This window comes from Phreatobacter sp. GW821-FHT04C01 (assembly GCF_059420385.1).
Map to the genome: position 1 here is coordinate 645,904 of NZ_JBWKTP010000002.1, position 19,714 is coordinate 665,617.

The window sequence follows — 19,714 nt, forward strand, 5'->3', positions numbered from 1 at the left end:
GGCGCCCCCATGCTCGGCGGCCTGATCGGCACCGCCATTGGTGGCCCGGCCGGTGCTCTGGCCGGCTCGCTCGCCGGCAAGGCAATGGAGGCCGTCGCGGAGAGCCTTGGCACCGATCCGACGCCAGCTGCGGTCGGCGCGGCGATCGACACCGACCCCGGCGCAGAAGCGAAACTGCAGGCGGCCGAAGCCCGCGCCGGCGAGATGGTCCGGCTGTGGCAGATGGAGGCGCAGCGGGTGAGCGATGCCCAAGCCGCGGAGATCGCCCAGGGCTTCACCGGCTGGCAGATCATGCGGATTTTCATCCAGGTCATCGTCTGGGGTGGCTGGACCGTCATCGGCCTCTGCGCGGTGTTCGGCGGCAATTGGGGTGTTCGGCCGCTCGTGCCGCTGTCCGAGATGATCAGCGCCTGGGGCACGGTCACGACCGTCTGGCTGATCGTCTTCCACGGCGGCCACACCGCGAAGGAGATTATCCCGGCCCTCAAATTCGGGAAGGCGCGATGAGACCGGTGCGGATCAATCCCGAGATCAACATCTGGTCGATCCTCGCGACGTTGGTCATGGCGGTCGGCATCGGGACATGGCTGCAGGCCGATGTCCGCGACCTCAAGGCGGAGGACGCCAGGATCATGACCGACATCCGCGACCGCGAGAGCCGGGTTACGCGCCGGCTCGACGCGGTCGAGGGCCGGCTCGACCGAACCACCGAGGATGTCGCCACCATCAAGGGCGACATCCGGGTGATCAGGCAGATCCTCGAGGGCAACCGATCGAGGCCGCCGTAACCGTCTCAGTGCAGTGCATGCCCCTTTGGGCGCTTCCTCCCACGCTGACCCGGCCGGTTCGGCCGGGTCTTTTTTGTCGATCGCCGCTGGGTTGCCTTGCCAGATCGCATTGCACGGATTTGTTGCGTGATGCTATCTCCCCAAAGGTAACGCGGCCTGGCGGGAGCTAACGATGTCTATAGCGAGGGCCAGTTCGGAACCGCGGCGACAGCTGGCGGCCTCGGCGGTACGGCCGCAAATGCTGATCGCGATCGGTCTTGCCGCTGTCTCAACCTATGCGGTCTTCTTCGCCCTGCCGGTTCTTGCTGGCCGTTTAGCTTTCCCGTTCTTCCTGGAGCAGGCGGAGGCGACGACGCACTACCTGGTCGCGCTCGTTCCGAGCCAGCCCATCTATCAATTCGTTCAACGGGCCGACGCCCTTTCGCAGACATCGACGATCTATCAGCCGGCGCTCTATTACCTGTTGCGGCTGCTGCCGCGCAGTTGGGCTGCCGACCCGACCGTCCTGCGAACGGTATCCTTCCTGCCGCCATTGGTGCTTTCAGCTATTCTTGTCGAGATCGCATTCAGGCGGCGGTTCCAGTTGACCTATGTCGGGCTCATCTGGGCGGTCATCTACCTGGCGCTATTTCCCATCCAGGCATGGATGGACCAGGCGCGAGCTGATGCCCTTGTCGTGTTGAGCGCTATCGTGGTGTTCTTCGCCACTTCCTTGGACGATAGCCGTTCCAAGTTCATCTGGGTCGGCGTCGCGGTTGCCTGCGCCTTTATGGTCAAGCAGCCAGGGATTGCCTTGATAGGTGTGCCCGCTGCGCTGGCGATCACGGATCGGCGATATATCCTGTCCGTGGCCGTCGCAACCCTCGGGATCGCACTATTTCTTTTGGGGATGGCGGGGCTCTATGGAGAGGCCTATTTTGTATGGGCGCTTCGGACACCGGCAACGACACCTTATCACTTGATTGATAGCCTTGTGAGCGCCCGCTGGTACCTTGCGCGTACGCCCACCGCAGCGGTCGGCCCGACGGTATTCCTGGTGAGCGCGTGGCTACACTCGCGCGACCAGATCGCCCGAGCCGCCCCGCTTCTTTTAGTCTGTGGCGCCGTGTTCGCGATGGCGTTCATTCCAGCCGGGAAGACCGGCGGTTGGCAGGGCAATTTCGCGATATTCACCTTGGTCGGGACGGTGCCAGCCGCCGCGCTATTACGCGCAGCACTAGGTGATGTCCGTTGGCGCGACGCTCTCGCCGGCACAATCATCTTGATCTCGCTGGCCTTCTGCATCTACCGCGCTGAGATCTCCGACCGGCGCGCCGAGAGCATGCCGCAGATCTCAGACGTTCGAGCTCGTGCGGAGTTGGCGCAGATCGCACTCGCTGTTCCCGGCGACTTCTGGACCACCACATGGCCGGAGGTCGACCGTCTGGCCGGCAAGATCCTGAAGGCCCCGCTTCAGCAAATCTGTGAGGGTACCCTTCGATGCCATCATGAGGTCGCCCCGCCTGAGACGACTCCTCCTCGAAGTGAGATTTGGGCGCGCGTAACTGCCCGCGAATTTGAGGCAATCGCTATGCCGTCGAACTTGAGAATTGAAGGCTTCTCCGCGGCACTGGCCAAAGCCTATCTGTTCTGCTTTTCGCTGCGCCAGCATCACCAGCTGCGAAACTTGCAGGGTGAACCGCTTTGGCCATCCGAGATCTGGACGGCCACGCAGGCGACCTGCGACGACCTTCGCCAGCGCTTCGGGTATTGATACTGTTCGGCGCGCGGGAACCCCTTCCGGCCTCGGCCAGTTGTCGATTCGCCCCGGCCGGAGTTGCGTGATGCCCTGGAGCGACCGACTGCCGCGTGAGATCCAGGTTGGAGACCAGCGGCTCGCCACCCTGCGCGATGCAGCCCAATATCTTCAGGCGCATTTCGCGACCGTCAGCCGCAACGCCATGCTTGAGGGCGCGATCGAGGATCTGATGCGCGCCGCCGAGAGCGGCAAGGCAGCCGATCGCCGGCAGGCAGCCGACCAGGTCGCGTCGTTCCTGGTGTCGGTGCGGCATTTGGACGAGCGACCCGCCGGCCGCCGATCAAGCGGCGATATCCCCCAGCGGATCGCCGCCATGCTCACCGGCAAGCGTAAGCGGCGGAATTAGCCCCGGAGCCGCGGTTTCACCGCCGCCCGAACTTCTCCGCCCGGGCTGGCTGGAACGACAGGTGATTGCCCCCGCACTGGCTGCAGCGGAGCCGCACCTTATAGGGCAGCAGCTCCAGATCATCGAGCATGCTCGCCCGCATCCGCCGCCAGGTGACGTAGGCAAGGTGTCGGCACCCGGTCGTGTTGCAATAGACCCAGGCGCCCTCCTGGCCTTCCGCCACGCAGTGCGAAACGGACATCCGGCGCCGGACCATCAGGGCCGCGCCATGCCGGGATATCGAGCGTGGCTCCAGTCCGGGAAAATATGGAATTGTCGGTTGCCGCAGACGGTGCAGCGGAACTTGAACAGCCGAGGGATGTCGACGAATGCCCAGTCGTCCTGGACCGGCAGCTCCTCCCAGCGGAGCTTCCTGACGTGCCTGCAGCGTTCGTTGCCGACGTACCCGTTGCAGATCACATCGAACCCAATGTGCCCTTCGGCGCGCATCTCGCCGATCGTGGGCCGCGGTCCGTCATATCGCGATTGCCGCCGGGCCCGATTGATCTCCCATTCGTGCGCCGGGGTCAGCCGATCCATGGCGGGCCCCATCACGCTGCGCGGCCAGGCGCCGGCGGCCGTCGCACGTAGCCGCTCGACGCCTGCCGCTCCAGATCGGCAGCCAGCGTGCGGATGTCGGCCAGCAGCGCTCCGATCGCCGCGCGGAGATCGCCGCCAAATTCGGCGATCACGGCGTCGACCTCATCCTCCGTCGGCCCATCATCTGCTTTGGGAACGGCTCCGCCGCCAGGCTGCTCGGCCATGGTTGTGATCCACAATTTGACTCTGATGTTCTATTTATGTTCTCATTTCCTGGTAGGACGCAAGTCCCATTCGAGCGATCCCCAGGAGGTGATCATGGCCAGGACGACCTATTACGTGATGCAGCCGTTTCGGCTGGTCGACGGCGAGACTGTGCCCGGCGAGCCGATCGAAAAGCGCAGCGCCGAATCCGCGCGGACCTCGGCGCGCCTGGCGGCCGCCGATGACGACGCCGGCGCCGTGGCGTTCGCGCGCAGCGGTGATCCCGACCTGGGTGATTTCGACGAGGCAATCATTCTCGCCAAATTCGGCATCGTGCCCGACGACCTGGCCATGGTGCAGGGCTGACGGGCCATCTTGTGCGAGCGCCGCGGTTCGCGGCAGAGTGCCGGGCATGTGCAACCTCTACAGCGTGACAACCAACATCGAGGCGATCCGGGCACTGGTGAAGGCCATGACGGTGGCGCCCGAGGCCGGCAATTTCCCGCCGATGCCGGCCGTGTTCCCCAATTACTTGGCGCCGATCGTCCGGAACAGGGATGGCATCCGCGAGCTGACCCGGGTTCAATGGGGTATGCCGACATCGTCGAAGGTGCAGTTTGACCTGGCGAAGGCCCGGGCGGCGAAGATAGCCAAGAAGCGGGGCGCTCCGATATCGGACGAGGAATTTACGGAACTCCTCCGCCTCGAGCCGGACACGGGCACGACGAACATCCGCAATATCGACAGCAAGCACTGGAAACGCTGGTTCGCTCCAGAATTCCGCTGCGTCGTGCCGTTCAATTCGTTCAGCGAATTCAGCAAGCCGCACGGCGGCGATATCTGGTTCGCCTTCGACGATTCGAGGCCGCTGGCATTTTTCGCAGGGCTGTGGTGTCCGCAGTGGACGAAGGCACTGACTTTGCGCGACGGCCCGATCACGACCGATCTATTCGGATTTCTGACGATCGACCCCAACGATGTGGTCAAACCTATCCACCGCTTGGCCATGCCCGTAATCCTCACGACGCCAGAGCAAATTGAGATCTGGATGACAGCTCCGTGGGAAGAGGCGGTGAAGTTGCGCCGGCCGCTGCCTGATGGGGTCCTGAAAGTCGTGGCGACCGGCGTCAAGAAAGACCCGGCGGACTGAGGCATGGCCAAATTCGAGCCGCCATGGCGCTACGCACACCACCCCGGATATGCCTTCGTCATCAAGGATGCGACCGGTCGGAAAATGTTCGCCGTCGAATATTCGCGCGACCAGGTCGCCAATCCCGATGCCCTGACCCGCGATGAGGCCGAGGGCCTGGCGAAGTGGATCGTCAGCACGCCGGAGCGATATGCAGAGGCGTGGAAGGCTGAGGCGGCGAAGTTGGGTGCGAGCGCCGTCAGCCGGAAGCGCGACGAACGGGGAGGGTAGGGCGGCCGGTCGAAGAGCCGCTTCTCCGATGCAGTGCTGTATACAGGGGCCGAAAAACAGAGCGAGAACGGGTTTTCAGCGTTCCTCACGGTTCCGCAAAGGTTCACATCTGTTCCGGTGGCCCCTGCAAACAGGCGCCCCAGCAATTCCAATACGTTAGGTTCGTCAGAAATTAACCCGACCTTAACGGCGGGTCTTCACCCTTTCCCGAATCGAGACATCGCGTCTGGAAGGCCGTGCAGTCCCATGACCACCATTCTCATTTGCGACGACGATCCCGTTCAGCGCCGCCTGATCGAGGCGATGGTGCGCAAATTCGGCTATGAGGTCCGGATCACCGAGAACGGCGAGCAGGCCATGCGGGTGCTGGCCGAGGACGCCGATGCCATCGATCTCCTGATCCTCGATCTGGTCATGCCCGAGCGCGACGGCATGGGCGTGCTCGCCGCCATGCGCGAGGAGGGCATCGCCAAGCCGGTGATCGTCCAGACCAGCCAGGGCGGCATCGATACGGTGGTCAATGCCATGCGGGCGGGGGCCTCCGACTTCGTGGTCAAGCCGGTTGGCGCCGAGCGCCTGTCGGTGTCGATCCGCAACGCGCTGAAGACCGAAGCCCTGGTCGCCGAGGTGCAGCGGCTGAAACGCAAGGCCGAAGGCACTCTCGGCTTCAAGGACATCGTCACCCGCTCGGCCCGCATGGGGCCGGTGCTGCGCATGGCCGAAAAGGCCGCCGGCTCGATGATCCCTGTCATGATCGAGGGCGAGAGCGGCGTCGGCAAGGAATTGCTGGCGCGGGCCATCGCCGGTTCCGGTGAGCGGCGTGCCAAGCCCTTCGTGGCGGTGAATTGCGGCGCGATTCCGCAAAACCTGGTCGAATCGATCCTGTTCGGCCACGAGAAGGGCGCCTTCACCGGCGCCACCGACAAGCATACCGGCAAGTTCGTCGAGGCCCATGGCGGCACGCTGTTCCTCGACGAGGTCGGCGAGCTGCCGCTCGAAACCCAGGTCAAGCTGCTCAGGGCGATCCAGGAGGGCGAGGTCGATCCGGTGGGCGCCAAGCGCAGCATCAAGGTCGATATCCGCATCATCTCGGCGACCAACCGCGACCTGATCAAGGCGGTGAAGGAAGGCCGGTTCCGCGAAGACCTCTATTACCGGCTCTGCGTGTTCCCGATGACGCTGCCGCCGCTGCGCGAACGCGCCGACGATATTCCCGATCTCGTCAGGCACTTCCTGGCGCGCCTCGCGGCCGAGGAGGGCAAACGCATTCGCGGCGTCCAGCCAGCCGTGCTCGGCCTGCTGCAGGCCTATTCCTGGCCCGGCAATGTCCGCCAGCTCGAGAACACCGTGTTCCGCGCCGTGGTGCTGTGCGACGGCGACGAATTGACGATCGCCGATTTCCCGCAGATCGCCGCCCAGGTCGAGGGCTACGAGGTGGTGGTCCCGCTCGCGCCGCCGGCGCCGCCGGCCCCGGTGGTGGCGACCCAGCAGGGCCATGTCGCGACGCCGGCGATGATCGTGCCGGGAGCCTCCGTCGGCCTGCTCGACGAGGCCGGCCATGTCCGGCCGATGGACGCGCTGGAAACCGAGGCGTTGAAATTCGCCATCGAGCATTATCGCGGGCAGATGTCGCAGGTCGCCCGGCGCCTGGGGATCGGCCGTTCGACGCTCTATCGCAAGCTCAAGGATCTGGGCATCGAACAGGGCGAAGCCGAGGCCGAAGGGGTGTGACCGCAAAGCCTCGGGTGCCCGGGAAACGCCTCGCAAACCCGCGCTCTCGCTTGATTTCTGCCGATTCACGTGTTCGAAAAAGTCATTGCTTGCGGCCGTAGCCGCGGTCCAGGGGATTCACATGCGGCTTCGGTCGACGGTCCTGTTGTTCGCCCTCCTGGGAGTGGGCTTTTCCGGGCCGTCGCGGGCCGAAGGCGTCGAGACGTTCCGGCTCGCCGACTGGGAGGTCGAGGCGGCGATCCCGCAGCCGGCGCTGGATGCCGTCGGGCCGCTCACCGCGGCCGATTTCGGACTGCAGGCCTTTCCGCCGTCGCCGCTGATCGGCGAGCATTCGCAGACCGATCCGGCCATTGCCGGCGTGCCGCTGGCCGATGACGAGCATCCGGACACGGCGCTGGCGCCGCCACCGGTCATTCCGGAGCCTTCTGCCGCGGAACTCGCCGCCATCCCCGACGACCCGCCGAGCCTGGTCGAGAACGGCCAGCCGGATCCGGCGATCACGGTCCAGCGCGTCGCGCAGGCCCTGCAGAACCTGCTGACCCGGGCCGGCCCCGAGCGGGCGGCGCAGCAGGCCTTCGCCACCTTCTATTCCGAGCGTCGCTACGAGCCGCTGTTCGTGCAGGACGGCGTCCTGTCGGCGCGCGGCCGGGCGGTGCTGACCCGTCTCGGCCAGGCCGGCGACGACGGTCTCGACCCGACCGCGTTCCGGATCGCGCTGCCCGAGGGCAGCCGCAATGCGGAAAGTGTCGCGCGGCTCGAAATCGCGCTGGCCCGGGCGGTCGCCCTCTATGCCGCCCAGGCTTCGGGCGGGCGGACCGATCCGGCCAAGCTGTCCGGCTATTTCGACGTTCACCCGCCGCGCATCGAGACGGCGCAGGCGCTCGGCGATCTCGCCAAGGCGACGGACGCGACCGCCGCGGTCGAGGCTTTCAATCCGCCGCACGAGGGCTTTCGCCGGCTGCGCGCCAAGCTGATCGAAATGCGCGGCGAGCGCCGCGAGATGACCGACACGCCGGTGGTCCGGCGGACCGTGCTGCGCGAGCGCGACGTGGTCGCCAACCTGGAGCGCTGGCGCTGGCTGCCACGCGATCTCGGCCAGGCCCATATCTGGGTCAACAGCCCGACCTACGCGGTCGACGTGGTGCAGAACGGCCGGGTCATCCATCACACCCGCGCGGTGATGGGCCGGGCCGAGACCCAGACGCCGATCTTCTCCGACGCGATGAGCCACATCGTGTTCAATCCCTATTGGCACGTGCCGCATTCGATCGTCCGGCGCAGCATGCTGAGCGGCGCCGCGCGCAATGGCGGCTATTTCGCCCGCCGCGGCATCCAGGTGGTGCAGGGCGGCCGGGTGGTGGACGCCTCCACCATCAATTGGGGCGCCGCCAATATCGGCCGCTACGCCTTCCGCCAGCCGCCGGGGGCGGCCAATGCGCTGGGCAAGATGAAATTCATGTTCCCCAACCGGCACGCCATCTATCTGCACGATACGCCGTCGCGGCAATATTTCGGGCAGAGCTACCGCGCCTTGTCCAATGGCTGCGTGCGGGTCCAGAATCCCGAGGCGCTGGCCGAGGTGCTGCTCAATCTCGGCCTGCCGGGCGAGACCTGGACCTCGGCGCGGATCCAGGGACTTTATGGCGCCAATGAGCGCACCGTGCGCTTCCGCCAGGCGGTGCCGATCCATCTGGTCTATTTCACGATGACAGTGGATAGCTCCGGCGCACTCGTTGAATACGACGATATCTACGGACACAATGCCCGCGTGCGGGCGGTTCTGGCCAGCGCTCGGGGGTGACTTCACGCAACCGTCGCTGATGGATGGCATCATGATCCGGCATGATTTCGCCACAGTCGGTGCTTACCGGTCACGCGTCCGTGAGCCGGGGCAAAGTGAGTCCCGGAACACGACTCAGGGTTCTTTAACCGTTCCCGACGATGATGTGTTCACCATGTGCCGGGCGATTCCGGCGGAGAGTTCATTCCTTCGTCCGCAGACAGAGCCCAGTTCAGTATCGTGAAACAATCCTCCCCAACCATCTCCGACTTCGTTTCTCAGCGTGTGCTGCGCACCGCATCAACGGTCGTGATGGGCTTCGGGTTCCTGCTCTTCGGCATCGGTCAGACCCAGACGGTCGTCGCCAATGGCGACACGCGGACGCTGCAGCTGGTCCATCGGCACACGGGCGAGGAATTGCTGATCACGTTCAAACGTGACGGCCGCTACGACCAGGAAGCGCTGAACAAGCTCAACTGGTTCCTGCGCGACTGGCGCACCGACCAGCCGACGCGCATGGACCCGGGCCTGTTCGACGTGATCTGGGAAGTCTATCGCGGCGTCGGCGGCCAGGCCCCGATCAACGTGCTCTCGGCGTTCCGCTCGGAAGGCACCAATGCCATGCTGCGCCGGCGTTCGCGCGCGGTCGCCCAGCACTCTCAGCATATCCAGGGCCGGGCGATGGATTTCTTCATCCCCGGCGTTTCCATGACCCGGGTTCGCGAGGTCGGCCTGCAGTTGCAGCGCGGCGGCGTCGGTTTCTATCCGGGCTCGGCCAACCACTTCATCCATCTCGACACCGGTTCGGTCCGTCATTGGCCGAAAGTGTCGCGTGATTATCTGGCCCGCCTGTTCCCGGATGGGCGTACCGTCCATATTCCGGCCGATGGCCGCCCGATGCCCGGCTTCGAGACGGCGCTCGCCATGGTCCAGGCGCGCGGCGGCACCGCGTCACGCTTCTACGATTCACGGGCCGACGAAGCCGGCGGCGCCGAGGAAAGCGAACCCGGCGGCGTGCTGCGTCAGCGCGGCGGCGGCATGGGCTTCTTCGCGGCCTTGTTCGGCGGCGGCCAGCAGCAGCAGCAGGCTCAGCAGCCGGTTCAGGCCCGCCAGACATTTGCCCAGCGTGGCTCCGGCCGCGTTTCCACCACAATTCGCCCGGCCGAGGCGGCCCCTGGCATTCCGGCGCGTGAACCGGTTGCGCCGGCGCCCGCCCAGACCCTGGTTGCCCAGGCCGCTCCGGCCCAACCTGCCGCCACCCGCGCCAGTGCGCCGGTCCAAATCGCCCCGCAGCCTCCGCGCATGCTGATTGCCATGGCGCCGGTGCCGCCGCGGGCGCCTTCGGCCGCCGAGCGGGCGCGCGCCCAGGATGAGGGCGAGCTGATGCAGCGGCTCGCCGCCGGCCCGATGCCGCTGGCCCGGCCTGTCGTTCCCGGCACGCCCGAGCCGGCGCCGGCCGCCGTCACTTTCGCTTCGCTCGCGCCGCCGATGCCGCAGCCCGTGCCTGAAGCGGCGCGCGCAGCCGAGCCCAATCGCCCGACGCCGCTGGCCGAGCCGGCGGCACCTACGGGTGACCGGATCGTCGTGGCGCAGGCGCCGATGCCGCCCTCGCGCCCGCAGATCATCGGCGGATCGATCGTCGCGGCGGCAGCGCTGCCGGCCTTGATCACCACCGGCGACCAGCGCGGCCAGTCGGCGCCGGCCGAAGCCGCGCCCGGTTTCGCACTCGCCTTCGCCTCGCCGTCCCAGCGCGTGAGCTTGCCCAATGCAGCGGCGACGCCGCAGCCGCGTGCCGCGGCACCTGCAGCCAGAGCCCATGCCGCGCCGCAGCCGGCGACGGCCCTCCCGGTCCCGGCGCCTCGGCCGGCCCATGAAACCCGGATCGCCCGCGCCGCGCCGGCCCCGCTGGTCGCGCCGAGCACCGCCGGTCATCGCGGCCGTGTCGTTTTCGTGCGCCAGACCACCGATCGGGAGGCGTCGGTTGCGACGCTGACCACGCCGGATCCGCGCCAGATGAAGCTGATCGAGGCGCCGTCGCATATGGTCGCCATGAGCTTCTCCCAGTCCACCGGCGCCACCATGCCGACCCAGCGTTTCGCCGGCCAGGCGGTCGCCACGCTGCGGACGCTGGACTTCTCGCAGCCCGAGCCGACGCCGCAGCGGCGCGCCTCGCTGGAGCCGCGCTGACCGCCGGGTGCGTGCCGGCCGTCATGGCCGGCCGATGGGGCCGCCGGGCCGGCTGCCGCCAACCACCGCTCACGCTGGACCGCTCTGCGTCCAATGCTCTTTCTGGCCGTGGAGCGATGTGATTTCATCGCTGCTGTCCTGGGTTCGGGGACGCAGCCGGGCCGAGGGCCCTGTCAGGTGGCCCTCGCATGAATGCCGTCCGCATTATCCCGCTCGCGCTTGCGTTCCTATGGGGGTTCAACTGGCCCGCGGTGAAGACCGCGCTTTCCGAGGTCCAGCCCTTTGGCCTGCGCATGGTCGGGCTCGGCGTGGGGGCCGTGCTGCTCGTTCTGGTCGCGGCGCTTGCCGGCCGGTCGCTGAAGGTGCCGCGCTCGTCCTGGGGGCCGCTGGCGATCGCCGGCCTCTTCAACATTGCCGGGTTCAACCTCGCGACGGTGTTCGCCCAGCTCAATACCTCGACCTCGCGCGCGGCGATCCTCACCTTCACCACGCCGCTCTGGGCGATCCTGATGGCCTACCTGTTTCTCGGCGAGCGGCTCGACCGGCCGAAGTCGATCGCGCTGGTCATCGGTGTCGTCGGGATCGCCGTGCTGGCGCTGCCGCTGCTCGGCGGGCAGAGCACGCTGCTCGGCTTGATGTTTCCGCTGATCGCGGCTTTGAGCTGGGCCGCCGGGACGGTCTACCAAAAGGCGCGGCCGATCGCGGGTGACCGCATGGTGGTCACGGCCTATCAGTTGCTGATCGCCTCGGTGGTGGCGGGCATCGGTTTCGGGCTCAGCGGCGAAACCCTGCCGGCCTCGGTGTCGCCCCGGGTGTGGACCGCCCTGGCGTTCCACGTCATCGGGGCCACAGCGATCGCCTATCTCCTGTGGTTCACGCTGCTCGACCGATTGTCGGTAGGGGCCGCTTCGCTCACCACTTTCGCCATTCCCGTGGTCGGCGTGCTCAGCGCCATGGCGCTGGTCGGCGACCGGCCGACGCCGCTCGACTTCGTCGGTTTCGCCGCGGTCCTGGCGGCCGCGGCGGTTGCCATGTTCGCCTCCGCGCCGCGGCGGATCCGGACGACACAGCAGGCCTGAGCCAAGAACGGTTACCCTACCGCGTCGGATCACCCAGCGCGGATGGCCTTCGGCCAGCCGCCGGCGCGACGGCTGCCGCGGTCGCGATCATCGCGGCCGCGCCAAGGCGGATCTCGATCCTGTCCGCGCGCGAGGCCCTGGGCCTCAGCCCATGCCGAGCGCCTGCTTGTAGAGCTCGAGAATGGCCTCTTCTTCCATCCGCTCGTCGCGGTCCTGCTTGCGGAGGGAAATGATCTTGCGCAGGATCTTGGTGTCGAAACCATTGGCCTTGGCCTCGGCATAGACGTCCTTGATATCGTCGGCGAGGGCCTTCTTTTCCTCTTCGAGACGCTCGATGCGCTCGATGATGGCCTTGAGTTGATCGGCTGCGACGCTTTGGGTTTCGACCATGGAATGCTCCAGCGGCGAGGGGGGAGGTTGAGCCGAACGGTTCGCGGAAACGGGCGGCTGGGTCAAGCTTCTTGCGCCTTGTCCACAGGGCCGCCGGCCCGCTAGAGAGGGGCCCTGCAAGGGTGCCATGACCGACAGAACAGCTCCGCGTCCCGCCTCCAGCCAGGCGACAGCCTTTGTCGCGCTGTTGTCCGGCGCGCTGGCGCTCGGCATATCGCCGGTTTTCGTGCGGCTGGCCGATGTCGGTCCCTTTGCCTCGGCCTTCTGGCGCACCGCGCTGGCGCTGCCGGTGCTTTTTGCCTGGATGCGGATCGAGGACCGGGGCGAACCGGGCCGCCCCGGGCCGCGCTGGCCGGTGGTGCTGGCCGGCCTGTTTTTCGCCGGCGACCTGTTCTTCTGGCACCTGTCGATCCTCAAGACGACCATCGCCAATTCGACCTTCCTGGCCACCACGGCGCCGATCTGGGTGGTGCTGGTGGCCTGGGCCTGGTTCAAGGAGAAAACTTCGGCGGCGACGCTCGCGGGCCTGGCGCTGTGCATCGCCGGCGGCGCGGCGCTGGTCGGCAACAGCATGCAGATCGATCCGGCGCGCCTGACCGGCGATCTCTACGGCGCCGCGACGGGCGTGTTTTTCGGGCTCTATTTCCACGCGGTGCGCACCGGCCGGCTCAGCCATGGCGCCGCCCGGCTGACCTTCCAGTCGACGGTCGTGACCACGCTCTGCCTGCTGGCGATCGCCCTTGTCCTGGAGCCGGCGATCATGCCGTCGAGCCTCAGGGGCTGGGCCGCGGTGCTGGCTCTCGGCATTGTGACCCATGCCGCGGGGCAGGGGCTGCTGGCGGTGGCGCTCGGCACGCTGCCGACGGTGTTTTCGTCGCTGGTCATCTTCATGGAAGCCGTCATCGCTGCGGTCTTCGCCTGGATCGCGCTCGGTGAGGCGCTGACCGTCGTCCAGGTCGCGGGCGGCTTGCTGATCATGCTGGGCATCTGGGTGGCCCGGCCGAGGCCATCGGCCTGAATTCGCCGCGTTGACACGGCCGATCGCATCAACGAAAAGCCAAAGATCGGTGTGACACTGGCTCAATGGTTCGATTCCCCACAAGCCGTCTTCTCCTTGCGCTCAGCCTCGTGGCCGGGACCGCCTTGCTGTCCATGACAGGGCCGGCGGCGGCCGATCTGCGGCTGTGCAACACCACCGGCAGCCGTGTCGGCGTGTCGATCGGCTACAAGGACGGCGAGGGCTGGACCACCGAAGGCTGGTGGAATGTCGCGGCGCGGACCTGCGAAACCATTCTGCGCGGCCCGCTGGTCGCCCGCTTCTATTATCTCTACGCGGTCGACTACGACCAGGGCGGCGAATGGTCGGGGCGGGCCTTCATGTGCAGCCGCGACAAGGAGTTCACCATTCGCGGCATCGAGGAATGCCTGGCGCGCGGCTATGACCGTGTCGGTTTCTTCGAGGTCGACACCCAGGACCAGCGCCTGTGGACGGTGCAGCTGACCGACGACCGGCCGCAGGCGCCGCCCGCCCAGCCGCAGCCGCCAATGGCGGCGCCGCTGCCGATGCCGGCACCGCGCGGCCGTGACAGCGCCAGCCAGACCGAGGTCCGCGAAGCTCCGCCGCGGCCGGGCAATCCCCGGCTGACGCCGCTGCCGGGCGGCCTGTTCGGCGCCGGCGGCGGATCAGGCGGCGGAGCGCCGCAAGGCGTTCCGGCCTTTACCGCGCCGCGCTGAGACGGCAGCCCGACGCTTGCTCTGCTGCGGCGCAATCGGCCGCGTTGCCAGACGCGCGTTCATGGGTTACGCCTCCTTGCGCTATTGCTTGTATCTGGAGATCCGCCATGGCTTCCGAGCCCCGCCTCGACGGCACCGCACCGATGGACTATGCCGAGCACGAGAAGACCTACGACCTGTTCATCAGCCTGACCAAATGGGGTTCGATCTCGGTGATCGTGATCCTGGTGCTGATGGCCTATTTCCTCGTCTGACGGCTTGAACGCGTCCGCCTGAGGGGGGCACCGGCCGCGTTCGAGAATCTTTCTGCGCCCCCCGGCGCGCCCGCCCAAGACGGGTCCACCGGAGGACTATTGATGCGCATTGCGATACCCAAAGAGACCGACGCCTCCGAGCAGCGCGTCGGCGGTACGCCGGATACGGTCAAGCGCCTCGTCGCGCTCGGCGCCGATCTGGTGGTGGAGCCCGGCGCAGGCCTCGGCTCCGGCATCGTCGACGCCGATTACCAGGCGGCCGGCGCGGTCCTCGCCAAGGATGCGGTCAAGGACGCCGATGTCGTCCTGAAGGTGCGCCGCCCCACCGCCGGCGAGCTGAAGGACTACAAGGCGGGTGCGCTGGTGCTCGCCACCATGGACCCCTACGGCAACGAAGCGGCGCTGGCCGACATGGCCAAGGCCGGCGTCGCCGGCTTCGCCATGGAACTGATGCCGCGCATCACCCGCGCCCAGGTCATGGACGTGCTGTCGTCGCAGGCCAACCTCGCCGGCTATCGCGCGGTCATCGATGCCTCCGCCGAGTTCGGCCGGGCGCTGCCGATGATGATGACCGCCGCCGGCACCGTGCCGGCTGCCCGCATCTTCGTGATGGGCGCCGGTGTCGCGGGCCTGCAGGCGATCGCCACGGCACGCCGGCTCGGCGCCGTCGTGACCGCGACCGATGTCCGGCCGGCGGCCAAGGAACAGGTCGAGAGCCTGGGCGCCAAGTTCGTCGCCGTCATGGACGACGAATTCAAGCAGGCCGAAACCGCGGCCGGTTATGCCAAGCCCATGTCGGCGGAATATCAGGCCAAGCAGGCCGCTCTGGTCGCCGAGCACATCACCAAGCAGGACATGGTCATCACCACGGCGCTGATCCCGGGCCGGCCGGCGCCGCGGCTGGTCACCGCCGCCATGGTCGCATCGATGCGGCCGGGTTCGGTGATCGTCGATCTCGCGGTCGAGCGCGGCGGCAATGTCGAGGGCGCCAAGCCCTGCCAGGTCGCCGTCACGGCCAATGGCGTGAAGATCGTCGGCCACCTGAACGTGGCGGGCCGGATCGCCGCCACGGCCTCGTCGCTTTATGCCAAGAACCTGTTCGCCTTCCTCGAGATCATGATCGACAAGGCGAGCAAGTCGCTGGTCGTGCCGTGGGACGACGAACTGGTCAAGTCGACGCTGCTGACCCGGGACGGCGCCGTCGTTCACCCGAGCTTCCAGGCTGCCGCCGCCGCGCCGGTGACGGTTGCCGCGGCAGAACCCACGCCATCGGAAGCGCCCCAGGCCGACAAGCCGAAGGCGCCGAAGAAGTCCAGCAAGGCCTGAGGGGGCATCAATGGCCAATCTTACTCCGGACCAGGCCCTCGACAGGGCTCGCGCGGCGGCCGAAGTCGCCCGCACCGCGGCTGAACAGGCACGGATCGCCGCCGAACAGGCAACCGCGGTCGCCGACCAGATCGCCACCGCGGCGGGTGCCGCGGCGCATGCGGTTTCCGGCGGGGCGATCGACCCCACGGTGTTCCGCTTCGCGATCTTCGTGCTCGCCGTATTCGTCGGCTATTACGTCGTCTGGTCGGTGACCCCGGCGCTGCATACGCCGCTGATGTCGGTGACCAACGCGATCTCGTCGGTCATCGTGGTCGGCGCGTTGCTCGCGGTGGGCGTCCAGGTGATGGACAGCGGCTCGATCTTCGCGCGCGCCTTCGGCTTCATCGGCCTCGTGCTCGCCTCCATCAACATCTTCGGCGGCTTCCTCGTCACGCAGCGCATGCTTGCGATGTACAAGGCCAAAGACAAGCCAGCGGCAAAGAAGGGCTGAGGGGAAAACGATGTCAGCCAATCTTGCAGCGCTTCTCTACCTCCTTTCGGGGGTTCTGTTCATCCTGAGCCTGCGCGGGCTGTCGAGCCCGCAGACCTCGCGCCAGGGCAACATGTTCGGCATGACCGGCATGGCGATCGCGATCGTCACGACGCTCGCCTCGCATCCGCCGGCCAGCGTCGGCGCCTGGATCCTGGTCCTGCTGGGCATCGGGCTCGGCGGCGGCATCGGCGCGGTGGTGGCCCGGCGCGTGCCGATGACCTCCATGCCGCAGCTGGTGGCCGCCTTTCACTCGGGCGTCGGCCTTGCCGCGGTGTTCGTCGCGGCCGCGGCGCTTTATGCGCCCGTCGCCTTCGATCTCGGCCAGCCCGGCACCATCAAGGGGGCCTCGCTGTTCGAGATGGTGCTCGGCGTCGCCATCGGCGCGGTTACGCTCACCGGCTCGATCATCGCCTTCCTGAAGCTGGACGGACGCATGAGCGGCAAGCCGATCATGCTGCCGCAGCGCCACCTGCTGAACATCGCCATCGCCGTGGCGATCGTCATCCTGATGGTGGTGTTCATCCGCACCGAGAGCCACCTGGCGTTCTGGCTGATCGTGCTCTTGTCCTTCGTCATCGGCGTGACGCTGATCATTCCGATCGGCGGCGCCGACATGCCGGTGGTGGTGTCGATGCTCAACTCCTATTCGGGTTGGGCCGCGGCCGGCATCGGCTTCACGCTCGGCAACACCGCGCTGATCATTACCGGCGCGCTGGTCGGCTCGTCGGGCGCGATCCTGTCCTACATCATGTGCAAGGCGATGAACCGCTCGTTCATCTCGGTCATTCTCGGCGGTTTCGGCGGCGAGACGACGGCCGCCGCCGGCGCGATCGAGACCCGTCCGGTCAAGCAGGGCTCGGCCGACGACGCGGCCTTCATCATGAAGAACGCCTCGAAGGTCATCATCGTGCCGGGCTACGGCATGGCGGTGGCCCAGGCGCAGCACGCGCTGCGCGAAATGGCGGACCTTCTGAAGAAGGAAGGCGTCGAGGTGAAATACGCGATCCATCCGGTCGCCGGCCGCATGCCCGGGCATATGAACGTGCTGCTGGCCGAAGCCAATGTGCCCTATGACGAGGTGTTCGAACTGGAGGACATCAATTCCGAGTTCGCCCAGGCCGACGTCGCCTTCGTCATCGGCGCCAATGACGTGACCAACCCGGCCGCCAAGACCGACAAGGCTTCGCCGATCTACGGCATGCCGATCCTCGACGTCGAGAAGGCCGGCACGGTGCTGTTCATCAAGCGCGGCATGGGCTCCGGTTATGCCGGCGTCGAGAACGAGCTGTTCTTCAAGGACAACACGATGATGCTGTTCGCCGACGCCAAGAAGATGGTCGAGAACATCGTCAAGGCGCTCGGTCATTGAGGCTGGGTGCATGCCACGGATAGAGTGCAAACGGGGCCTTGCGCCCCGTTTCGCTTGTTCGGGGCCGTTTCCATGCTGTTCATGATCATCGAGCGCTTTCCGAACCAGGACGCCGTGCCGGCCTATCGCCGCGTGCGCGACAGCGGCCGCGCGCTGCCCGACGGGCTGAACTATGTCGGCAGCTGGGTCGAGCCGAATTTCGACCGCTGTTTCCAACTGATGGAATGCGACGATCTCAGGCTGCTGCAGGAATGGGTGCTGAGCTGGCGCGGCTTCGGCATCACGTTCGAGATCGTGTCGGTCGTGCCGAGCCAGGAGACGCGCGAGGTAATCGCGCCCTTCCTCGGCACTCCGGGCCAGAGTTGAAGGCTGTTTCGATGTCGTTGCTCCTGCGTCCCTATGTCGAGGCCGACCGGCGGTTCGCCATTGCGCTGATCCATCAGCTGAATGTGTTCGAGGACGCGATCTCGGGCGACCGTGCCAAGGATCATGCCGCCGCGGAGGCCTGTCTCGATGCCGATCTCGATCGCGCGGCCCGGGACGGCGGCGCGGTGATCGTCGCGGCCGACGGGAGCGAGCTGGTCGGCATGATGGCCTGGCTGATCGACCGGCCCGAACCCTATCTGCGCAGCGATATCGGCCGGATCGCCGTCGTCGCCGAACTGGTGGTCGACGAGCGTTGCCGCGGCCAGGGCATCGGCACGGCGCTGCTCGAAGAGGCCGAACGGCTGGCCCATCTGCACCAGATCAGACGGCTGCGCATCGGCGTCATCGCCGGCAATTCGATCGCCCGGCGTGCCTATGAGCGCTTCGGCTTCCGCACTGCCGCCATCGAATTGACAAAGGACCTCGGCGATTAGGGAGGGCACGTGCGGCGCAGCGGGAAGGGCCCAGCGATGAAATGGCTTATGGCGATCGCCGTGCTTCTCGGCCTGGGCTATGCGGCGCTCTGCGCGACGATGTGGGGGGCGCAGCGCCGGTTGCTCTATTTCCCGGAAGGCGAGGTGGCCTCGCCGGCGGCGGTTGGCCTGAATGCAGAGGTCATCAGCCGCACCACCGAAGACGGCGTGGCGATCCGGATGTGGTGGATCGCGCCGCGTGGCGACCGGCCGGTGGTTATCCATATGCACGGCAATGGCGGCAACCTGTCCTATTGGGCGCCTGTCTTCGCCGACCTGTCGGCTGCCGGCTATGGCGTGCTGGCTCTGTCCTATCGCGGTTATGGCGGCTCGGCCGGATCACCCAGCGAAGCCGGCCTGATCGCCGACGCGCGAGCCGCCTATGCGACGGCCGGCGAACTCGCGCCGGGTGCCCGTATCGTGCTGTTCGGCGACTCGCTGGGCACCGGGGTCGCCACCGCGCTTGCCGTCGAACGGCCGATCGCGGCGCTGGTGCTCAACGCGCCCTTCACGGCGGTCGAGGATCGGGCGGCGGAGCTGTTCCGGTTCCTGCCGGTGCGCTGGCTGATCGCCGACCGCTTCCTGTCGCGCGAGCGGATCGCCAAGGTGACCGCGCCGATCCTGATCGTCCATGGCGATCAGGATATGACCGTGCCGATCGCGCATGGCCTGCAGCTGTTCGCGCTGGCGCCCGAACCCAAGCGCTTCCTGCGCATCGCCGGCGGCGGCCATAACGGCCTGTGGTCACAAGGCGGCAGCGAGGCCGTGCTCGCCTTCCTGGGCGAGGTCGTGCCGTGATCGCGGTCAGTCGGTGCGTGATCGCGCGCAGCTCAGCTCGGAATGTCCGGAATAGAGGGGGCTATTCTCGACTTTCCATCGGTTGCCCGCCGCGGGCTCTCCGAGGTTCTGCAGACGGCATGGACGGACAGGCCCCGTATCGATACGGGTCGGGTCATCGTCCAGCATGAGATCGAATCGTAACTTTCCTTGCGCCTGATATCGACGATCGAACGCCGGCCCAGATAGACGACCGCCGGCGCGAATGACGGTTCACCGCGGCAGGACAGCTGACGGACGACATAGCTCTCCAGCGCCTGCCATTCGGTCGAGCGCGCTTGAGCCGGCCGGGCGCCTGGTCGAGCGGAGACGGTACCGCCGCTCGCCAGGAGAAACAGGACGATGAAGAAACCCGCGCGGCCCATGACGACGTCCACTCCCGATGTCCAACCCGAGGCGAAGGTGTCGAAGCGGCGGAACTGGCAATAGTCCGGAAGAGTCCTTCATAATTGAATGTC

The 19,714-nt window shown here is 67.0% G+C and carries 24 protein-coding genes; 20 read left to right on the forward strand and 4 right to left on the reverse strand.

The window, feature by feature from the left end; translation table 11 throughout:
* The first annotated feature begins 9 nt into the window (after positions 1-9).
* From AC07WJ_RS10105 to AC07WJ_RS10120, 4 genes are all read left to right on the forward strand, one after another.
* Positions 10-507, forward strand: a complete 498-nt coding sequence (locus tag AC07WJ_RS10105; RefSeq protein WP_494934431.1) for a hypothetical protein — start codon at positions 10-12, stop codon at positions 505-507.
* Positions 504-788 carry a hypothetical protein gene (locus AC07WJ_RS10110; RefSeq protein ID WP_494934432.1) on the forward strand — a complete coding sequence of 95 codons (285 nt, stop codon included), beginning with the start codon at positions 504-506 and terminating at the stop codon, positions 786-788. Before AC07WJ_RS10105 ends, AC07WJ_RS10110 begins: the two co-directional genes overlap by 4 nt.
* Positions 789-1,026: 238 nt before the next feature.
* Positions 1,027-2,541: a glycosyltransferase family protein gene (locus AC07WJ_RS10115; RefSeq protein ID WP_494934433.1), complete on the forward strand. Its 1,515-nt coding sequence runs from the start codon at positions 1,027-1,029 to the stop codon at positions 2,539-2,541.
* Positions 2,542-2,611: 70 nt separating this feature from the next.
* Entirely contained in the window at positions 2,612-2,932 is a 321-nt protein-coding gene (locus AC07WJ_RS10120) for a hypothetical protein (RefSeq protein WP_494934434.1), read from the forward strand.
* Positions 2,933-3,187: 255 nt separating this feature from the next.
* Here AC07WJ_RS10120 and AC07WJ_RS10125 read toward each other — a convergent pair whose 3' ends face one another.
* Both AC07WJ_RS10125 and AC07WJ_RS10130 read right to left on the reverse strand, forming a co-directional pair.
* Positions 3,188-3,511, reverse strand: a complete 324-nt coding sequence (locus tag AC07WJ_RS10125; protein WP_494934435.1) for a hypothetical protein — start codon at positions 3,509-3,511, stop codon at positions 3,188-3,190.
* Positions 3,512-3,522: 11 nt separating this feature from the next.
* Positions 3,523-3,735 carry a hypothetical protein gene (locus AC07WJ_RS10130; protein WP_494934436.1) on the reverse strand — a complete coding sequence of 71 codons (213 nt, stop codon included), beginning with the start codon at positions 3,733-3,735 and terminating at the stop codon, positions 3,523-3,525.
* Between the two features lie 94 nt (positions 3,736-3,829).
* Between AC07WJ_RS10130 and AC07WJ_RS10135 the strand changes: the two genes are divergently transcribed.
* From AC07WJ_RS10135 to AC07WJ_RS10165, 7 genes are all read left to right on the forward strand, one after another.
* Positions 3,830-4,081, forward strand: a complete 252-nt coding sequence (locus AC07WJ_RS10135; RefSeq protein ID WP_494934437.1) for a hypothetical protein — start codon at positions 3,830-3,832, stop codon at positions 4,079-4,081.
* Between the two features lie 46 nt (positions 4,082-4,127).
* Positions 4,128-4,865, forward strand: a complete 738-nt coding sequence (locus tag AC07WJ_RS10140; protein ID WP_494934438.1) for an SOS response-associated peptidase family protein — start codon at positions 4,128-4,130, stop codon at positions 4,863-4,865.
* 3 nt (positions 4,866-4,868) lie between these two features.
* Positions 4,869-5,135 carry a hypothetical protein gene (locus AC07WJ_RS10145; protein WP_494934439.1) on the forward strand — a complete coding sequence of 89 codons (267 nt, stop codon included), beginning with the start codon at positions 4,869-4,871 and terminating at the stop codon, positions 5,133-5,135.
* Positions 5,136-5,381: 246 nt separating this feature from the next.
* Positions 5,382-6,866, forward strand: a complete 1,485-nt coding sequence (locus AC07WJ_RS10150) for a sigma-54-dependent transcriptional regulator (protein WP_494934440.1) — start codon at positions 5,382-5,384, stop codon at positions 6,864-6,866.
* Between the two features lie 121 nt (positions 6,867-6,987).
* Complete coding sequence (locus AC07WJ_RS10155; RefSeq protein ID WP_494934441.1) at positions 6,988-8,667, forward strand: L,D-transpeptidase family protein; 1,680 nt, start codon at positions 6,988-6,990, stop codon at positions 8,665-8,667.
* A gap of 291 nt (positions 8,668-8,958) precedes the next feature.
* Complete coding sequence (locus AC07WJ_RS10160; protein WP_494934442.1) at positions 8,959-10,833, forward strand: peptidoglycan L,D-endopeptidase MepK; 1,875 nt, start codon at positions 8,959-8,961, stop codon at positions 10,831-10,833.
* Between the two features lie 188 nt (positions 10,834-11,021).
* A complete protein-coding gene (locus AC07WJ_RS10165; RefSeq protein WP_494934443.1) occupies positions 11,022-11,912 on the forward strand; it encodes a DMT family transporter in 891 nt (296 codons plus the stop codon).
* Positions 11,913-12,056: 144 nt separating this feature from the next.
* Here the strand turns inward: AC07WJ_RS10165 and AC07WJ_RS10170 are convergent, their stop codons facing one another.
* Positions 12,057-12,302, reverse strand: a complete 246-nt coding sequence (locus AC07WJ_RS10170) for a DUF2312 domain-containing protein (protein WP_494934444.1) — start codon at positions 12,300-12,302, stop codon at positions 12,057-12,059.
* Positions 12,303-12,429: 127 nt separating this feature from the next.
* Between AC07WJ_RS10170 and AC07WJ_RS10175 the strand changes: the two genes are divergently transcribed.
* The 9 genes from AC07WJ_RS10175 (at position 12,430) to AC07WJ_RS10215 (ending at position 19,217) form a co-directional block, all read left to right on the forward strand.
* The gene (locus AC07WJ_RS10175; protein ID WP_494934445.1) at positions 12,430-13,320 is read left to right on the forward strand and encodes a DMT family transporter; all 891 of its coding nucleotides are present in this window, start codon (positions 12,430-12,432) and stop codon (positions 13,318-13,320) included.
* A 65-nt stretch (positions 13,321-13,385) separates the two neighbouring features.
* Positions 13,386-14,036, forward strand: a complete 651-nt coding sequence (locus tag AC07WJ_RS10180) for a DUF1036 domain-containing protein (protein WP_494934446.1) — start codon at positions 13,386-13,388, stop codon at positions 14,034-14,036.
* Positions 14,037-14,143: 107 nt separating this feature from the next.
* The gene (locus tag AC07WJ_RS10185; RefSeq protein WP_494934447.1) at positions 14,144-14,290 is read left to right on the forward strand and encodes an aa3-type cytochrome c oxidase subunit IV; all 147 of its coding nucleotides are present in this window, start codon (positions 14,144-14,146) and stop codon (positions 14,288-14,290) included.
* A 102-nt stretch (positions 14,291-14,392) separates the two neighbouring features.
* Positions 14,393-15,616 carry a Re/Si-specific NAD(P)(+) transhydrogenase subunit alpha gene (locus AC07WJ_RS10190; RefSeq protein ID WP_494934448.1) on the forward strand — a complete coding sequence of 408 codons (1,224 nt, stop codon included), beginning with the start codon at positions 14,393-14,395 and terminating at the stop codon, positions 15,614-15,616.
* Between the two features lie 10 nt (positions 15,617-15,626).
* Positions 15,627-16,109: a proton-translocating transhydrogenase family protein gene (locus tag AC07WJ_RS10195; protein ID WP_494934449.1), complete on the forward strand. Its 483-nt coding sequence runs from the start codon at positions 15,627-15,629 to the stop codon at positions 16,107-16,109.
* Positions 16,110-16,119: 10 nt separating this feature from the next.
* A complete protein-coding gene (locus AC07WJ_RS10200; protein ID WP_494934450.1) occupies positions 16,120-17,520 on the forward strand; it encodes an NAD(P)(+) transhydrogenase (Re/Si-specific) subunit beta in 1,401 nt (466 codons plus the stop codon).
* A gap of 72 nt (positions 17,521-17,592) precedes the next feature.
* Positions 17,593-17,886, forward strand: a complete 294-nt coding sequence (locus AC07WJ_RS10205; protein WP_494934451.1) for a DUF3303 domain-containing protein — start codon at positions 17,593-17,595, stop codon at positions 17,884-17,886.
* An 11-nt stretch (positions 17,887-17,897) separates the two neighbouring features.
* On the forward strand, positions 17,898-18,380 hold the full coding sequence (locus tag AC07WJ_RS10210; protein WP_494934452.1) for a GNAT family N-acetyltransferase: 483 nt from the start codon (positions 17,898-17,900) through the stop codon (positions 18,378-18,380).
* Between the two features lie 36 nt (positions 18,381-18,416).
* Positions 18,417-19,217 carry an alpha/beta hydrolase gene (locus AC07WJ_RS10215; RefSeq protein WP_494934453.1) on the forward strand — a complete coding sequence of 267 codons (801 nt, stop codon included), beginning with the start codon at positions 18,417-18,419 and terminating at the stop codon, positions 19,215-19,217.
* A 32-nt stretch (positions 19,218-19,249) separates the two neighbouring features.
* On the opposite strand, the gene AC07WJ_RS10220 is transcribed toward AC07WJ_RS10215, so the two are convergent.
* Positions 19,250-19,633: a hypothetical protein gene (locus AC07WJ_RS10220; protein WP_494934454.1), complete on the reverse strand. Its 384-nt coding sequence runs from the start codon at positions 19,631-19,633 to the stop codon at positions 19,250-19,252.
* Between the last annotated feature and the right edge of the window lie 81 nt (positions 19,634-19,714).

Bases quoted from the DNA above. Each gene is read 5' to 3' on its own strand.
- AC07WJ_RS10160 (WP_494934442.1), top strand. From the start codon at position 8,959: ATGGGCTTCGGGTTCCTGCTCTTCGGCATCGGTCAGACCCAGACGGTC.
- AC07WJ_RS10155 (WP_494934441.1), top strand. From the start codon at position 6,988: ATGCGGCTTCGGTCGACGGTCCTGTTGTTCGCCCTCCTGGGAGTGGGC.
- AC07WJ_RS10170 (WP_494934444.1), bottom strand. From the start codon at position 12,302: ATGGTCGAAACCCAAAGCGTCGCAGCCGATCAACTCAAGGCCATCATC.
- AC07WJ_RS10125 (WP_494934435.1), bottom strand. From the start codon at position 3,511: ATGGATCGGCTGACCCCGGCGCACGAATGGGAGATCAATCGGGCCCGG.
- AC07WJ_RS10210 (WP_494934452.1), top strand. From the start codon at position 17,898: ATGTCGTTGCTCCTGCGTCCCTATGTCGAGGCCGACCGGCGGTTCGCC.
- AC07WJ_RS10150 (WP_494934440.1), top strand. From the start codon at position 5,382: ATGACCACCATTCTCATTTGCGACGACGATCCCGTTCAGCGCCGCCTG.
- AC07WJ_RS10190 (WP_494934448.1), top strand. From the start codon at position 14,393: ATGCGCATTGCGATACCCAAAGAGACCGACGCCTCCGAGCAGCGCGTC.
- AC07WJ_RS10105 (WP_494934431.1), top strand. From the start codon at position 10: ATGCTCGGCGGCCTGATCGGCACCGCCATTGGTGGCCCGGCCGGTGCT.
- AC07WJ_RS10120 (WP_494934434.1), top strand. From the start codon at position 2,612: ATGCCCTGGAGCGACCGACTGCCGCGTGAGATCCAGGTTGGAGACCAG.
- AC07WJ_RS10110 (WP_494934432.1), top strand. From the start codon at position 504: ATGAGACCGGTGCGGATCAATCCCGAGATCAACATCTGGTCGATCCTC.
- AC07WJ_RS10200 (WP_494934450.1), top strand. From the start codon at position 16,120: ATGTCAGCCAATCTTGCAGCGCTTCTCTACCTCCTTTCGGGGGTTCTG.
- AC07WJ_RS10180 (WP_494934446.1), top strand. From the start codon at position 13,386: ATGGTTCGATTCCCCACAAGCCGTCTTCTCCTTGCGCTCAGCCTCGTG.
- AC07WJ_RS10165 (WP_494934443.1), top strand. From the start codon at position 11,022: ATGAATGCCGTCCGCATTATCCCGCTCGCGCTTGCGTTCCTATGGGGG.
- AC07WJ_RS10185 (WP_494934447.1), top strand. From the start codon at position 14,144: ATGGCTTCCGAGCCCCGCCTCGACGGCACCGCACCGATGGACTATGCC.
- AC07WJ_RS10205 (WP_494934451.1), top strand. From the start codon at position 17,593: ATGCTGTTCATGATCATCGAGCGCTTTCCGAACCAGGACGCCGTGCCG.
- AC07WJ_RS10135 (WP_494934437.1), top strand. From the start codon at position 3,830: ATGGCCAGGACGACCTATTACGTGATGCAGCCGTTTCGGCTGGTCGAC.
- AC07WJ_RS10140 (WP_494934438.1), top strand. From the start codon at position 4,128: ATGTGCAACCTCTACAGCGTGACAACCAACATCGAGGCGATCCGGGCA.
- AC07WJ_RS10175 (WP_494934445.1), top strand. From the start codon at position 12,430: ATGACCGACAGAACAGCTCCGCGTCCCGCCTCCAGCCAGGCGACAGCC.
- AC07WJ_RS10115 (WP_494934433.1), top strand. From the start codon at position 1,027: ATGCTGATCGCGATCGGTCTTGCCGCTGTCTCAACCTATGCGGTCTTC.
- AC07WJ_RS10145 (WP_494934439.1), top strand. From the start codon at position 4,869: ATGGCCAAATTCGAGCCGCCATGGCGCTACGCACACCACCCCGGATAT.
- AC07WJ_RS10195 (WP_494934449.1), top strand. From the start codon at position 15,627: ATGGCCAATCTTACTCCGGACCAGGCCCTCGACAGGGCTCGCGCGGCG.
- AC07WJ_RS10215 (WP_494934453.1), top strand. From the start codon at position 18,417: ATGAAATGGCTTATGGCGATCGCCGTGCTTCTCGGCCTGGGCTATGCG.
- AC07WJ_RS10130 (WP_494934436.1), bottom strand. From the start codon at position 3,735: ATGGCCGAGCAGCCTGGCGGCGGAGCCGTTCCCAAAGCAGATGATGGG.